Origin of the sequence: Halomonas heilongjiangensis, from assembly GCF_002879645.1 — a bacterium.
Lineage (GTDB): Bacteria > Pseudomonadota > Gammaproteobacteria > Pseudomonadales > Halomonadaceae > Halomonas > Halomonas heilongjiangensis.
This window is the reverse complement of record NZ_PNRE01000021.1, coordinates 1-14,171: the sequence shown is the minus strand read 5'-3', so window position 1 is coordinate 14,171 and position 14,171 is coordinate 1. Positions and strand designations below refer to the sequence as shown.

The following is a 14,171-nucleotide window of genomic DNA, read 5'->3' as shown; positions in this document are numbered from 1 at the left end:
CACCGCTGTCGCGGGGCGGGGTTTCGTTGTAGAGGGCCGGACACCCGGGAGGTCGGATGCCGACTGGCGATGACGCGAGCACACTGATCGACGCCTTCCTCGATGGCCTCTGGCTCGAGCAGGGGGCGAGCGACAACACCCTGGCCGCCTACCGTCGCGACCTGGTGGCCTGGGGGAAGCGGCTCGAGGGAGAGGGCGAGCGCCTGCTGGCCCCGGGGCCCCGAACCCTGTCGGCCTGGATCGACGAGCGGCGCGGGGCCGGGTACCAGCTGCGCAGCAATGCCCGGATGCTGTCGAGCCTGCGGCGCTTCTATCGCTGGGCGCTGGCGGAGGGCATGATCGAGGCGGACCCCCTGGCCGAGGTGCGGCTGCCCAGGGTGCGACCGGCGCTGCCGAATACCCTCGAGGAGGCCGAGGTCGAGCGGCTGCTCGAGGCGCCGGACCTGGCCACCGACCTGGGCGTGCGCGATCGGGCCATGCTCGAGGTGCTCTACGGCGCCGGCCTGCGGGTCTCGGAGCTGGTGGGCTTGACCACCGATGCCCTGAACCTGCGTCAGGGCGTGGTACGGGTGCGCGGCAAGGGTGACAAGGATCGCCTGGTGCCGCTGGGGGAGGAGGCGGTGGCCTGGCTCGAGCGCTACCTGCGCACCGCCCGCGGGGCGCTGATGGCCGATGTCACGCGGCCGGCGCTGTTTCCCGGGCGCGGCGATCGCGCGATGACGCGCCAGACATTCTGGCACCGCATCAAGGTTCATGCGCTGACCGCCGGCATCGACCGGCCGCTCTCGCCGCATACCCTGCGCCATGCCTTCGCCACCCATCTGTTGAATCATGGGGCCAACTTGCGTGTCGTACAGCTGCTGCTCGGTCACAGCGATCTCTCGACCACGCAGATCTATACCCATGTGGCGCAGGTGCGATTGGAAGCCCTGCATGCCGACCATCATCCGCGAGGCTGAATCATGAGAATACGCTTCCAGACACTCCTTGGCGGCCTGCTTGCCGCGACTCTGGCCGGCCTGCCGCTCGCCCAGGCCGACCCGACCGACCGACTGGCCGAGCGCCTGGCGGTGAATGGCCAACCGATGCCGGTGGAGAGCGTCCGGGAAACGCCGCTGGAGGGGTTCTACGAGGTGCGCCTGGAGACCGGCGAGAGCTTCTACAGCGACGCCGAGGGGCGTCACTTCCTGGTCGGCGACCTCTACGAGAACGGTGAGAGCGGCCTGGTCAATATCAGCGAACAGGGGCGCAATGCCGAGCGCGCCGAGCGCCTGGCGCAGATTCCCGACGCCGAGCGGGTGATCTTCCGCGGCGCTGGCGAGAGCCGTGCCACGCTCACGGTGTTCACCGACACCACCTGTCCCTACTGCCGCCAGCTCCACGAGGAGGTGCCGCGGCTCAACGAGCTGGGCATCGAGGTACACTACCTGGCCTTTCCGCGGACCGGCATGAATGGCGAGGGCGCGCGGGTGATGCGTCAGGTGTGGTGCGCCGACAGCCCGACCGAGGCGATGAGCACGGCCAAGCGGGAGGAGCGCCTTTCGGGTGCCGGCGACTGCGACAATCCGGTCGAGTCACAGTATCATCTGGGCATGGAGCTCGGCGTCCAGGGCACGCCGGCCATCGTGCTGCCCGACGGCCGCCTGGTGCCTGGCTACGTGCCGGCGGAGCGCCTGGCCGCCATGCTGGGCCTGGAGGAGTGACCGGGCCCGCGACGACACATCACGGGCGGCCCGGCGAAGGCCGCTCGATCTACGCTGCGACACTTGCACGACAAAGAGGGGAAAGACATTGAAACCGGTGAGAGTGGGAATCTGTGGCCTGGGGACCGTCGGTGGCGGGACCTTCAATGTGCTGACGCGGAATGCCGACGAGATCGCTCGTCGCGCGGGGCGTCCGATCGTCATCGAGCAGGTCGCCTACCGCAGCTCCAATCCCGAGTGTGACATCACCGGCATCAAGACCACCTCCGACGTCTTCGAGGTGGCCACCAACCCCGACATCGACGTGGTGGTCGAGCTGATCGGCGGTTACGAAGTGGCCCGCGAACTGGTGCTCACCGCCATCGAGAACGGCAAGCACGTGGTCACCGCCAACAAGGCACTGATCGCCGTGCACGGCAACGAGATCTTCAAGGCGGCCCACGAGAAGGGGGTGATCGTGGCCTTCGAGGCCGCCGTGGCCGGCGGCATTCCGGTGATCAAGTCGCTGCGCGAGGGCCTGGGGGCCAACCGCATCGAGTGGGTCGCCGGCATCATCAACGGCACCGGCAACTACATCCTCACCCACATGCGCGACGAGGGGCGGGCCTTCGAGGACGTGCTGGCCGAGGCCCAGGCGCTGGGCTACGCCGAGGCCGATCCGACCTTCGACGTCGAGGGCATCGATGCCGCCCACAAGCTGACCATCCTCGCCTCCATCGCCTACGGGGTGCCGCTGCAGTTCGAGAAGGCCTATACCGAGGGCATCTCGCGGGTCACCGCCGAGGACGTCGAGCAGGCCGAGAACCTGGGCTACACCATCAAGCACCTGGGGATCTCCAAGCGCACCGACAGCGGGCTCGAGCTGCGCGTGCATCCGACCCTGATTCCCACCGAGCGCCTGCTGGCCAATGTGCACGGGGTCAAGAACGCCATCGCCATCATGGGCGACGCCGTGGGCCCGACCCTCTACTACGGTGCCGGTGCCGGCGCCGAGCCCACCGCCTCGGCGGTGGTCGCCGACCTGCTCGACGTGGCGCGCGACATCGCCACCGACCACCACTACCGGGTGCCCTATCTGGCCTTCAGTGGCATCGGCGAGGATGACGGCGACATGCCGATCATGCCCATGGAAGACATCGTCACCGCCTACTACCTGCGCCTGCTGGCGGTGGATCGCCCCGGGGTGCTGGCCCGGGTGGCGACCATCCTCGCCGAGCAGGGCATCTCCATCGAGGCCCTGATCCAGAAGGAGGCCACCGAGGGCGAGCTGGTGCCGATCATCCTGCTGACCCACCGCACCCGCGAGAAGCAGATGAACGAGGCGATCCGGCACATCGAGTCGCTGGCCGACATCGCCGGCCCGGTGACGCGCATTCGCGTAGAAAGCCTGGACGAGCAGGAATAACATCGGCTGCGAGCCTCGGGCGACGGGCAGGAGGATGCTCGAAGCCCGTGGCGCGCTGCTCGACGCTCACGGAGTGAATCCCATGCGCTATATCAGTACCCGCGGGCAGGCACCCGCGCTCTCCTTCGAGGAGGTCGTGCTCACCGGCATGGCCAGCGACGGCGGCCTCTATGTGCCGGAGGAGGTCCCGACGCTCTCCCATGACGACCTGGCCGCCATGGCCGGGCTCTCCTATGCCGAGATCGCCTTCCGGGTCATGCGGCCCTACGTCAACGGCGAGATCGACGACGAGACCTTCCGCGGGATCGTGCGCGATGCCTATGCCACCTTCAGCCACGATGCCGTGGTGCCGCTCAACCAGCTCGACGCCAACCACTTCCTGCTCGAGCTGTTCCACGGCCCGACCCTGGCCTTCAAGGACGTGGCCCTGCAGTTGCTCGGTCGCCTGCTCGACCACTTCCTGCAGAAGCGCGGCGAGCGTGCGGTGATCATGGGCGCCACCTCCGGCGATACCGGCTCGGCGGCGATCGAGGGCTGTCGTCACTGCGACAACCTCGACATCTTCATCCTCCACCCCTACCAGCGGGTCTCGGAGGTGCAGCGTCGCCAGATGACCTCGGTGCTCGCCGACAACGTCTTCAACATCGCCATCGAGGGCAACTTCGACGACGCCCAGGCCATGGTCAAGGCGAGCTTCGCCGATCAGGCGTTCCTGAACGGCACTCGCCTGGTGGCGGTGAACTCGATCAACTGGGCGCGCATCATGGCCCAGATCGTCTACTACGTGGCCGCCGCCGTGGCCCTCGGGGCGCCGCACCGCCCGGTGAGCTTCTGCGTGCCGTCGGCCAACTTCGGCAACGTCTTCGCCGGCTTCATGGCCTACCGCATGGGGCTGCCGGTGAAGCAGTTCATCATCGCCACCAACGCCAACGACATCCTGCACCGGACGCTCGCCGACAACGACTTCTCGAAGAAGGAACTCGTCGCGACCCTGGCGCCGTCCATGGACATCGTGGTGTCGTCCAATTTCGAGCGGTTGCTGTTCGAGGCCTACGAGCGCGACGGCGAGGCCGTGCGCGCCCTGCTCGAGCGTTTCCAGGCCGAGCCGGCGGCGCTGGCCGACGCGCCCCTGGCGCGTCTGCGCGAGAGGTTCGCCAGCCACAGCGTGGATGACGCCACCATCCTCGAGGTGATCCGCGAGGCGCATCATCGCACCCAGGAGATTCTCGATCCCCACACCGCCACCGGCTACCGTGCCGCCGAGCGGGTGCGGGCCGATGCCGCGACGCCGATGATCACCCTGGCCACGGCGCATCCGGCCAAGTTCGCCGAGGCGGTGGTCAAGGCGGGGTTCCCGGGCGTGCCGCTGCCGCCGCACATGGACGACCTGCTCGAGCGCGAGGAGCGCTATACCGTGCTGCCCGCCGAGCTGGCCGCGGTGCAGCGGTTCGTCGCCGAAAATCGGCGCTGAGGCTCCTGGCGGTGGTGGTTGGCGCAGGCGAGGTTTTCGGCGACAAAGGCGCCGAAGCCGCTCCCAAGGGGCAGACCCCAAGGCGGCAGCCGCCAGCGCTGGAGGAAACTCCCCCCAGGGGTCTGACCCCCAGGACGTCGAGGTCGGCGAGCATGGCCGGGTCGGCGGCTCCTGTCGGGCACGGGGTCAGACCCCAGCGCAGCAGCCGCCAGCGTCGGGAGAAATTCCCTCAGGGGGCTGCCCCCACAGGGACCTGCCCTCATTGTCGTCGCAAGTCATAAAGAGGAGCCAGGCTTGGGCGCCGTGACCGATCCCACCGACCTGCATGAGCGGCTGAAGCCACGCATCCAGCCGCGCCCCCGCGACGAGTCTCTCTACGCCCGCGCCCGCGAGGCGGGCTTGACCGAGCTGCAGGCCCGGGTGCTGGCCGGGCGGCTGGCCGGCTACCGCGGGGAGCTCGCGCCGCTGGTCTCGCCGAGCCTGCGCCACCTGGCGCATCCCGAGCGCCTGGCGGATGCCCGTCGTGCCGCCGAGCGTATCGCCCGGGCGGTGGTGGATGGCGAGCATATCGGCATCCTCACCGACTACGATGTCGACGGTATCACTTCCCATGTGGTGATCCGGCGAACCCTGGTCGAGCTGTTCGGGGTGCCGGAGGCCAGGCTGCACAGCCTGATCGGTCACCGCATCCATGACGGCTACGGCATCAGCCTGCCGCTGGTCGAGCGCACCCTCTCGCTCTCGCCGCGGCCGAGCCTGGTGATCACCGCCGACTGCGGCAGCAGCGACGAGCCGCGTATTGCCCGGCTCAAGGCGGCCGGCATCGAGGTGGTGGTCAGCGACCACCACGCCCTGCCGGTGGAGGGGCCGCCGCCCTCGGCCTACGCCACCGTCAATCCCACCCGTGATGACTGCGACTACCCCGACCCGACGATCGCCGGCTGCATGGTGGCCTGGCTGGTCATGTCGCTGGCGCGGCAGGTGCTGATCGAGTGGGGCGTGCTGGCGGCGTCCACGCCCAAGCTGTCGCCCTGGCTCTCCTACGTGGCGCTGGGCACCGTGGCCGACTGCGTGTCGCTGGGCGGCAGTGCGGCCAACCGGGCGGTGGTCAGTCACGGCCTGACCCTGATCAACCGCATGGACGCCGCCTGCTGGCGTGCCATGGCGGCCAGGCTGGGCGATGACAGTGTGCCCTTCGACGCCGAGACCCTGGCCTTCCAGATGGGGCCACGGATCAATGCCCGCTCGCGGCTCGACGATCCCTATGCGGCGCTGCACTTCATGCTCGCCGAAGACGACGCCATGGCCCATCGCCATCTGGAGACGCTCGATCAGGACAATCAGTCGCGCAAGGCCATCGAGGCGGAGATGACCGAGCAGGCCAGGGCCCTGGCCCTGGCACCACTCACCGCCGATGAGCCGGCCGTCGTGGTGTTTCTCGAGAGCGGCCACCCCGGCGTACAAGGGATCGTCGCCTCACGGCTGGTGCAGGCCTTCGGCCGGGCGACCCTGGTGCTGACGCCGGCCGCGGCGCCCGGCATGCTCACCGGCTCCGGACGCTCCATCGAGGGGCTGCACCTGCGTGACGCCCTGCAACGCACCTCCGAGCTGGCCCCGGCGGCGTTGCCGCGTTTCGGCGGCCACCGTGGCGCGGCGGGGGTCGGGGTGCCGGTGGACAGGCTGGGAGAGTTCCGCGCGGCCTTCCTGCAGGCGGTGGCCGAGCAGCTCGGTGACACCGAGCTCTACCCCAGGGTCTTCACCGACGGCGAGCTGGCTTCGCACCAGTTGAGCCTCGCCACCCTCGACGAGCTCGAGGTGCTGGGCCCCTACGGGCGGGAGTTCGAGGCGCCGCTGTTCGAGGGCGAGTTCCTGATCGAGGCCCTGCGCCCGGTCGGGGCCGACGGCAGCCACTTGATGCTCGAGCTCTCCGCCGGTGCCGCCACCACCCGGGCGATCTGGTTCCGGGCGCTCACGCCCGGCGAGTTACCGGCCTTCGGTGTCGGCGACCGGCTGCACTGTGCCTACAAGCTCAACCGCAACCGCTGGCGGGGGCGGGAGTCGCTGCAGTTGATGATCGAGCACGCCGAACGGGAACACTGATCGAGGGCTGCCACTTTCTGTCGCAAGTGCAGCAAGACACCGACGCTCCCTAATAGTTGGGCCAGACGCCGGGGGTGGCCAGCTCCACCAGGTGGCCGTCGGGGTCGCGGAAGTAGATGCTTTTCCCCCCGCGGGGCCAGTGGGTGCGGCCTTCGATGATCACGCCGTGGTCGTGGAGCTGGGCCTCCCAGGCGTCGAGCTCGCGAGCGGCGATGGCGAAGGCCAGGTGCATCCGGCCGGCGCCGTCATGGGGGGGGATGGTACCCATGTCGTTCGGCAGCACCACGGTTTCCAGCGTCTCGCCGCGCAGGAACAGCAGCAGTACCGAGCCGGCGCCGGCGTCATAGGCGGTGAAGCGATGGTCGGCGTTGAAGGGCTCGAGCCCCATCACCCCCTCGAAGAAGGCCCTGGCGCGATCCATGTTCTCCACGTAGAGCGCGGTCTCCAGTACGCCGTTGAGCTTGGGCATGGTCACCTCCCGGCGATGGCTTCCTTGCCTTCAGCCTAGCAGGTCGCCGTCTGTGCCGGACCATCGGCTGCTCGGGTGCAAGATCCTGGGATAGCCATGGGCAAAGTCCGGGAGAGGCTCACCTGGAGACACTCTCAATGTGTTGCTTAACTCGATGAAAGTTCAGGATTTCAAACATTCGTGCGACCAAAGTATTAGCAATTTTAGCATTAAAACGAACGTTTGGCCTTGAACCGTGGCGCGCGATGGGCGAAAACGTGAGCAGCACATCAGCACCCCGGCGAGGGTGCGCCACACAACCAGCTCCAGCACGAATCTGGAAAAGGACGTCGAGACCATGCACAACAAGTTCAACAAGCTTTCCATCGCCGTGGCCATCGCCGCTGCCGCCTTCGCCAGCCAGGCCAACGCCGGTGGGTACCAGGTCAACGAGCAGAGCGTCAGCGGTCAGGGCTACGGTCACGCCGGGCGCAGCTCCAACGTCAATGATGCCACCATCGTCTTCGGCAACCCGGCGGGGATGTCGTTTCTGGATCGGGCCCAGGTGACGGCGGGGGGCACCTACCTGAACGTCAAGAGCGACATCAAGAACGTCGAGGCGCAGCGCACCCTGGATGCCGGCGTGGCCCAGGGTGGGGCGCCCATTGGCATGCAGGTACCCATCGGTGACATTCCGGGCACCAGCGACGGCGACATGGTGCCGGGTACCTTAGTGCCCTTCGCCTTCTACGCCCAGCCCCTCAACGACCGGCTCGCCTTCGGTTTCGGGGTCTATGCCCCCTTCGGGTCCAAGACCGACTATGAGGATGGCTTCCAGGGCCGTTACTTCGGCGACTATACCGAGGTGCGGGTGATCAGTGCCCAGCCGACCCTCTCCTATCGCTTCAACGACCAGTGGTCGGTGGGCGCGGGTATCACCTACAACCGGGTGGATGGCGAGCTGCGCCGTCAACTGCCCACCGAGCCGGGGTTCAATCCCGAGAATGACATCGATGCCCGGGTCGAGGGTGACGACGAGGCCTGGGGGTACAACCTGGGGGTGATCTATCAACCGGTTCCCGAAACCAGCCTGGGCCTCACCTATCGCTCCAAGGTGGACTACACCCTGACCGGCGACTTTCGGGCCACCGATCCGGCCGGCAACGTCGTCATGGCCGACGATGCCAGCCTGGACCTGACCACGCCGGAGACCGTCAACTTCTCGATCACCCAGCAGATGAGCGACAACCTCAAGCTGATGGCCGGCGCCTCCTGGACACGCTGGAGTCACTTCGAAAGGATCCTGGTCACCGGCAGTCAGGGGCAGGACATCACCCGGGAGGAGCAGAATTACTCCAATGCCTGGGCCTTCGCCGTGGGCGGCGAGTACCGGCTCAACCCGCAGCTGGCGCTGCGCGCCGGGGTGACGATCGATAACACGCCGACCGACGACGAGTTCCGCAGCGTGCGGATTCCCTCCGACGATCGCCGCATCTTCTCCATCGGCGCCGGTTGGACGCCGATTCCCGACCTGACCGTGGATGTCGCCTACTCCTACCTCACCGAGCGTGGCACCCGGGTCAGCCAGGAGCGTAGCGACCAGCTGCAGGGCATCGGTGGGGCGACCTACTCCGCCGACTACAAGAACGAGGCCCACGGCTTCGGTGCCCAACTGACCTATCGCTTCTGAGCGTGGCGACCCCTTGGTCGCCAGGCCGCCCGGGACCCGGCCTTGGCCGGGTTCCTTCGTCTGGCGCCGCGCGATGGATGCGACGAGGCAGCACATTCGCTACAATAATTGCCTTTTCCGCGCCGCCGGGGCGCTGGCTCGATTGCCAGCGCCCCGGCGGCCGATTTTCCACTGCAGACGCAGGCGAGCCCCATGCTGGAAACCAACCCCATCCACAACCTCATCAAGGACCTGTCCGAGCGGACAGACGTCCTGAGGGGGTATCTTTGACTATGCCGAACGCAAGGATCGGCTAGAGGAAGTCTCCCGCGAGCTGGAGAACCCGGACGTCTGGAACGATCCGGACTACGCCCAGCAGCTCGGCCGCGAGCGTGCCTCGCTGGAACTGGTGGTCCAGACCATCGACGAACTCGACCAGGGCCTGGCGGATGGCCGCGACCTGCTCGAGCTGGCCGAGATGGAGGAGGACGCGGAGACCGTGGCCGAGGTCCAGAAGGAGCTCGATGGTCTCAAGGAGAGCCTCGAGAAGCTCGAGTTCCGGCGCATGTTCTCCGGCGAGATGGACGAGAACAACGCCTACCTGGACATCCAGGCCGGCTCCGGCGGCACCGAGGCCCAGGACTGGGCCAACATGCTGCTGCGCATGTACCTGCGCTGGGCCGAGCATCATGGCTTCAAGGCCGAGATCATCGAGGCCTCCGCCGGCGAGGTGGCGGGCATCAAGTCGGCCACCGTGCACGTCCAGGGCGACTACGCCTTCGGCTGGCTGCGCACCGAGACCGGCGTACACCGCCTGGTGCGCAAGAGCCCCTTCGATTCCGGCGGTCGTCGTCACACGTCGTTCGCCTCGGTGTTCCTCTCGCCGGAGATCGACGACAGCTTCGAGGTCGAGATCAATCCGGCGGATCTGCGCACCGATACCTACCGCTCCAGCGGCGCCGGTGGCCAGCACGTCAACACCACCGACTCGGCGGTGCGGATCACCCACGAGCCGACCGGCATCGTGGTGGCCTGCCAGAGCCAGCGCAGCCAGCACGCCAACCGCGACTTCGCCATGAAGCAGCTCAAGGCGAAGCTGTGGGAACACGAGATGCAGAAGCGCAATGCCGCCAAGCAGGAGGCCGAGGACTCCAAGGCCGATATCGGCTGGGGCAGCCAGATCCGCTCCTACGTGCTCGACGACCAGCGCATCAAGGACCTCCGCACCGGCGTGCAGACCAGCAACTGCGACAAGGTGCTCGACGGCGATCTGGACCAGTTCATCGAAGCCAGCTTGAAGCAAGGATTGTAGCCTCGAGCTTCGAGCCACGGGCCGCGAGCGGTAGCCAGCCCGCTTGCGCTCGCAGCTCGTAGCTCGCAGCCCATAGCCAATTCTTTACAGGTAACGACATGGCCGACCACGACGCCTCATCGAATCACCCGCAACACGACGAGAACCATCTGATCGCCGAGCGGCGTGCCAAGCTGGCGGCACGCCGCGAGCTGGCCGCCCAGCGCGGCGGCAGCGCCTTTCCCAACGATTTCCGCCGCGACAGCCTGGCCGCCGAGCTCGATGCCGAGCTGGGCGAGCACGACAAGGAGGCGCTGGAAGGCCTCGACCGCCAGGCGGCGGTGGCGGGGCGCATCATGCGCAAGCGCGGCCCCTTCATCGTCATCCAGGACGTCTCGGGGCAGATCCAGCTCTACGTCGACAAGAAGGGGCTGCCGGCGGCCGTGCTGGAGGACATCAAGGGCTGGGACATCGGCGACATCGTCGCCGCTCGTGGCCCGGTGCACAAATCCGGCAAGGGCGACCTCTACGTGATGATGACCGAGGCCGCACTGCTCACCAAGAGCCTGCGGCCGCTGCCCGACAAGTTCCACGGCCTGACCGACCTCGAGGCACGCTACCGGCAGCGCTACGTCGACCTGATCATGAACCCGGAATCGCGCCAGGCCTTCGAGGTGCGCGCCGGCGTGATCGCCTCGATCCGCCGCTTCTTCGAGGCGCGCGGTTTCATGGAGGTCGAGACGCCGATGCTGCAGCAGATCCCCGGCGGTGCCGCGGCGCGACCGTTCATCACCCACCACAATGCGCTGGACATGGACATGTACCTGCGCATCGCCCCGGAGCTCTATCTCAAGCGCCTGGTGGTGGGGGGCTTCGAGCGGGTCTTCGAGATCAACCGCAACTTCCGCAACGAAGGGCTTTCGACCCGCCACAACCCCGAATTCACCATGCTCGAGTTCTACTGGGCCTACGCGGACTATCGTGACCTGCTCGATATCACCGAGGAGATGATCCGCAACGTCGCCAAGGAGGTCCTGGGTACCACCACGCTGGTCTATCAGGGCACCACCTATGAGCTGGGCAAGCCGTTCCGCCGGCTGACCATGCGCCAGGCGATCCTCGAGCATGGCGAGGGCATCGACGACGCCGATCTCGATAGCCGCGAGGGGGCGGTGGCGGTGGCCGAGCGCCTGGGCATCCAGGTCAAGGAGAGCTGGGGGCTGGGCAAGCTGCATACCGAGATCTTCGAGGAAGTCGCCGAGCACCGGCTCGATCAGCCGACCTTCATCGTCGAGTACCCGGCCGAGGTCAGCCCGTTGGCGCGGCGCAAGGACAGCGATCCCTTCGTCACCGAGCGCTTCGAGTTCTTCGTCGGGGGCCGCGAGATCGCCAACGGCTTCTCGGAGCTCAACGACGCCGAGGACCAGGCCGAACGCTTCCGCGCCCAGGCGGCGGAGAAGGAGGCCGGCGACCTCGAGGCGATGTACTACGATGCCGACTATGTGCGTGCCCTGGAGTACGGCCTGCCGCCGACCGCCGGCGAGGGCATCGGCATCGACCGGCTGGTGATGCTGTTCACCGACAGCGCCTCGATCCGCGATGTGCTGCTCTTCCCGGCCATGCGGCCCGAGGCGGTGGAATAGTTGGTAAGGGGCGCCCCGAGCGCCCATAATGGTCAGCGTTTCGACGTCGAGGAGACCACGATGAAACTGCTCAACCGCTCTGCCCTGAGCGTCAGGCCGACCCGGCATTTCGTGGAATGGATCAATGCGCTGGAACCCACGATGGGGGATGACGACCTGACCCTGGCCGACGTCGAACGCGAAAGCACCGTCTACCTGATTCCCGAGATGGACACGCCCGAGGCCCTCGAGGCCTTCGTGCGCGAGCGCTACCTCGAGATCCTCGAGACCGAACTGCGGGCCTGGGAGGAGGACGAACGCCAGTGGCCCGAAGCCCTCGACTGGGCGCTGTTCCAGCGCTTCCTGCAGGTCGAGCACAGCTATCTCGCCATCGACCTGGACGACGAGGCGGCCCTCGAGATCTCCGAGGTCGACGATAGCCTGCTCCTGGAGACCGACCAGGATTGAGTGTCCCGCTGCCCGGCGATGACTTCGAGAAACCGGCTACGGCCGGTTTCCTCGTTCCGGATTCCTGACATGAGTCGACTCTTCGCGACACGCCCCGGCGACGACGGCCTGCCGGGCCCCGAGCGGCGGCTGGCGGTGCTGGCACTGATTCTCGGCACCCTGGCGGCGGTGGTGGACACTACCATGATCAACCTGGCGCTCCCCACGATCGCCCGTGACCTGGAGGTCTCCGCGGCGCGTGCCGTCTGGGTGACCAACCTCTTCCAGATCGTCTGTGCCGCCTTCCTGCTGGTCTTCGCCGCCGTCAGCGAACTGGTCAGCCGGCGCCGGCTCTATGTCGCCGGGCTGGCGCTGTTCGTGCTCGCCTCGCTGGGGGCCGCCGTGTCCCGGAGCCTGGAGGTCCTGCTGGTCTTTCGCGCCCTGCAGGGGCTGGGGGCGGCGGCGGCGCTCTCCATCGGGCCCTCGCTCTACCGCTCGATCTTTCCCACCCGCTTGCTGGGCAGCGCCCTGGGGCTGAGTGCCCTGGTGGTCGCCGGCGGCTATGCCGCCGGCCCGACCATCGGCGGCCTCGTGCTCTCCGTGGCGAACTGGCCCTGGTTGTTCGCCCTGCACGTGCCGCTGGGGCTCTGTGCCCTGGTGCTGGCCTGGCGGGCGCTGCCGCGGGAGCCGCGTCGTGTGGGCGGCTTCGACGGCCGCGGAGCGCTGCTGTCGGTGGCCATGCTCGGCACCTTCTTCCTCGCCATGGACGGGGTCGGCCATGGGACGCCCGTCTGGCAGGTCCTCGCCTGGCTCGCGACGAGCCTGGTGGCCGGTGTGCTCTTCCTGCGTCGCCAGCGCCGCGCCAGCCATCCGCTGCTGCCGCCGTCGCTGTTCCGCGAGCCGCGCTTCTCGATGGCGGTCTCGGCCTCGGGGCTGGCCTTCATCGGCCAGGGGCTCGCCTTCGTGGCGCTCTCCTTCCTCTACCAGCAGGAGAAGGGATTCTCGCCCCTGGAGACCGCCTGGCTGTTCACCCCCTGGCCACTGGCGATCATGCTGGTGGGGCCGCTGGCCGGCCGGCTCGCCGACCGGGTCAATCCGAGCCTGCTCGCCAGTGCCGGGCTGGTCCTGCTGCTGCTCGGGCTGGTCTCGCTGGCGCTGCTCGATGCCGGGGCGGGGGTGGTCGACGGCCTGTGGCGGACAGGCCTGTGCGGGCTCGGCTTCGGCCTGTTCCAGCCCCCCAACAACCGCGAGATGATGTCCAGTGTGCCCCGCGAGCTGAGTGCCAGCGCCTCGGGGGTGCTCAGCACCACCCGTACCGTGGGGCAGTCGCTGGGGGTGGCACTGGTCGGGGCCTTCCTCGCCGCCGGCGCCCCGGTGCAAGCCACGCTGTGGGTGGGCGGCGGCGCCTGCCTGCTGGCGCTCGTCGCCAGCCTCGCGCGGGTGTCGTCGGCGGGCAAGGCCCGGGTCGGGTGCCGTGGATCCGCTGCCGGGGCGGCGTCGTCGCGGCCCGACTGAGAGAGTACAATGGCCTCATCATTCGCCATCGAGGAGCCGCAATGCACACCCAGGCCATCATCGAAGAGAAGCTGCAGGCCCTCGATCCCACCGTCCTCACGGTGGAGAACGAGAGCCATATGCACAGCGTGCCGGCCGATTCCGAGACCCATTTCAAGGTCACCCTGGTGTCCGGGCGTTTCCAGGGGCTGATGCCGGTCAAGCGCCACCAGCAGGTCTATGCCCTGCTGGCCGACGAGCTCGCGGGCCCGGTCCATGCCCTGGCCCTGCACCTCTACACGCCCGACGAGTGGCAGGCCCGTGGCGAGGAGCGGCCGGCGTCGCCGAACTGCCGGGGCGGCAGCAACTCGTGACTCCCGAGCCGCAGCGCCGGCAGTATCTCGAGGCCATGGGACTGACGTCCTGGGAGGCCCGCTACCGGCTGCCCAATGCCCGGCCCACCCCGGCCTGCGACTGGCATTGGGAGGCCCGCTACCGGCTGCCCAATGCCCGGCCCACCC

At 68.1% G+C, this 14,171-nt stretch carries 12 protein-coding genes; 11 read left to right on the top strand and 1 reads right to left on the bottom strand.

All coding sequences use genetic code 11. The annotated features are described in order from the left end of the window. Positions 1-56 precede the first annotated feature (56 nt). The 5 genes from xerD to C1H66_RS04055 all read left to right on the top strand — a co-directional run bounded on the left by xerD (position 57) and on the right by C1H66_RS04055 (position 6,679). Positions 57-959 (top strand): site-specific tyrosine recombinase XerD, encoded by a 903-nt coding sequence (xerD, locus tag C1H66_RS04075; RefSeq protein ID WP_102626637.1) that lies wholly within the window; start codon positions 57-59, stop codon positions 957-959. A gap of 3 nt (positions 960-962) precedes the next feature. Beyond that, entirely contained in the window at positions 963-1,703 is a 741-nt protein-coding gene (locus tag C1H66_RS04070; RefSeq protein ID WP_102626636.1) for a DsbC family protein, read from the top strand. 88 nt (positions 1,704-1,791) lie between these two features. Continuing rightward, positions 1,792-3,108: a homoserine dehydrogenase gene (locus C1H66_RS04065; RefSeq protein ID WP_102626635.1), complete on the top strand. Its 1,317-nt coding sequence runs from the start codon at positions 1,792-1,794 to the stop codon at positions 3,106-3,108. Between the two features lie 82 nt (positions 3,109-3,190). Further along, positions 3,191-4,579, top strand: coding sequence for a threonine synthase (thrC, locus tag C1H66_RS04060; protein WP_102626672.1), 1,389 nt, complete (start codon positions 3,191-3,193; stop codon positions 4,577-4,579). Positions 4,580-4,882: 303 nt separating this feature from the next. Next, the gene (locus C1H66_RS04055; RefSeq protein WP_102626671.1) at positions 4,883-6,679 is read left to right on the top strand and encodes a single-stranded-DNA-specific exonuclease RecJ; all 1,797 of its coding nucleotides are present in this window, start codon (positions 4,883-4,885) and stop codon (positions 6,677-6,679) included. Positions 6,680-6,728: 49 nt separating this feature from the next. Here the strand turns inward: C1H66_RS04055 and C1H66_RS04050 are convergent, their stop codons facing one another. Next, entirely contained in the window at positions 6,729-7,148 is a 420-nt protein-coding gene (locus C1H66_RS04050) for a VOC family protein (protein ID WP_102626634.1), read from the bottom strand. Between the two features lie 337 nt (positions 7,149-7,485). Between C1H66_RS04050 and C1H66_RS04045 the strand changes: the two genes are divergently transcribed. The 6 genes from C1H66_RS04045 (at position 7,486) to C1H66_RS04020 (ending at position 14,024) form a co-directional block, all read left to right on the top strand. Next, positions 7,486-8,817: an OmpP1/FadL family transporter gene (locus tag C1H66_RS04045; protein ID WP_102626633.1), complete on the top strand. Its 1,332-nt coding sequence runs from the start codon at positions 7,486-7,488 to the stop codon at positions 8,815-8,817. Positions 8,818-9,009: 192 nt separating this feature from the next. Beyond that, positions 9,010-10,108, top strand: a protein-coding gene (gene prfB / locus C1H66_RS04040) for a peptide chain release factor 2 (RefSeq protein WP_338066451.1) whose coding sequence is annotated in 2 segments (ribosomal slippage) — positions 9,010-9,084 and positions 9,086-10,108 — 1,098 coding nt in all. Because the reading frame shifts where the segments join, the coding sequence is not laid out codon by codon here. Between the two features lie 98 nt (positions 10,109-10,206). Then, positions 10,207-11,730 (top strand): lysine--tRNA ligase, encoded by a 1,524-nt coding sequence (gene lysS, locus C1H66_RS04035; protein WP_102626632.1) that lies wholly within the window; start codon positions 10,207-10,209, stop codon positions 11,728-11,730. Positions 11,731-11,790: 60 nt separating this feature from the next. Then, positions 11,791-12,177 carry a hypothetical protein gene (locus C1H66_RS04030; RefSeq protein ID WP_102626631.1) on the top strand — a complete coding sequence of 129 codons (387 nt, stop codon included), beginning with the start codon at positions 11,791-11,793 and terminating at the stop codon, positions 12,175-12,177. A 69-nt stretch (positions 12,178-12,246) separates the two neighbouring features. Beyond that, positions 12,247-13,671 carry an MFS transporter gene (locus tag C1H66_RS04025; RefSeq protein WP_102626630.1) on the top strand — a complete coding sequence of 475 codons (1,425 nt, stop codon included), beginning with the start codon at positions 12,247-12,249 and terminating at the stop codon, positions 13,669-13,671. A gap of 41 nt (positions 13,672-13,712) precedes the next feature. Further along, the gene (locus C1H66_RS04020; RefSeq protein ID WP_102626629.1) at positions 13,713-14,024 is read left to right on the top strand and encodes a BolA family protein; all 312 of its coding nucleotides are present in this window, start codon (positions 13,713-13,715) and stop codon (positions 14,022-14,024) included. Positions 14,025-14,171 lie beyond the last annotated feature (147 nt).

Coding starts and splice junctions, on each gene's coding strand:
- C1H66_RS04070 (WP_102626636.1), top strand. CDS start 963: ATGAGAATACGCTTCCAGACACTCCTTGGCGGCCTGCTTGCCGCGACT.
- lysS (WP_102626632.1), top strand. CDS start 10,207: ATGGCCGACCACGACGCCTCATCGAATCACCCGCAACACGACGAGAAC.
- C1H66_RS04045 (WP_102626633.1), top strand. CDS start 7,486: ATGCACAACAAGTTCAACAAGCTTTCCATCGCCGTGGCCATCGCCGCT.
- C1H66_RS04025 (WP_102626630.1), top strand. CDS start 12,247: ATGAGTCGACTCTTCGCGACACGCCCCGGCGACGACGGCCTGCCGGGC.
- xerD (WP_102626637.1), top strand. CDS start 57: ATGCCGACTGGCGATGACGCGAGCACACTGATCGACGCCTTCCTCGAT.
- C1H66_RS04020 (WP_102626629.1), top strand. CDS start 13,713: ATGCACACCCAGGCCATCATCGAAGAGAAGCTGCAGGCCCTCGATCCC.
- C1H66_RS04030 (WP_102626631.1), top strand. CDS start 11,791: ATGAAACTGCTCAACCGCTCTGCCCTGAGCGTCAGGCCGACCCGGCAT.
- C1H66_RS04050 (WP_102626634.1), bottom strand. CDS start 7,148: ATGCCCAAGCTCAACGGCGTACTGGAGACCGCGCTCTACGTGGAGAAC.
- thrC (WP_102626672.1), top strand. CDS start 3,191: ATGCGCTATATCAGTACCCGCGGGCAGGCACCCGCGCTCTCCTTCGAG.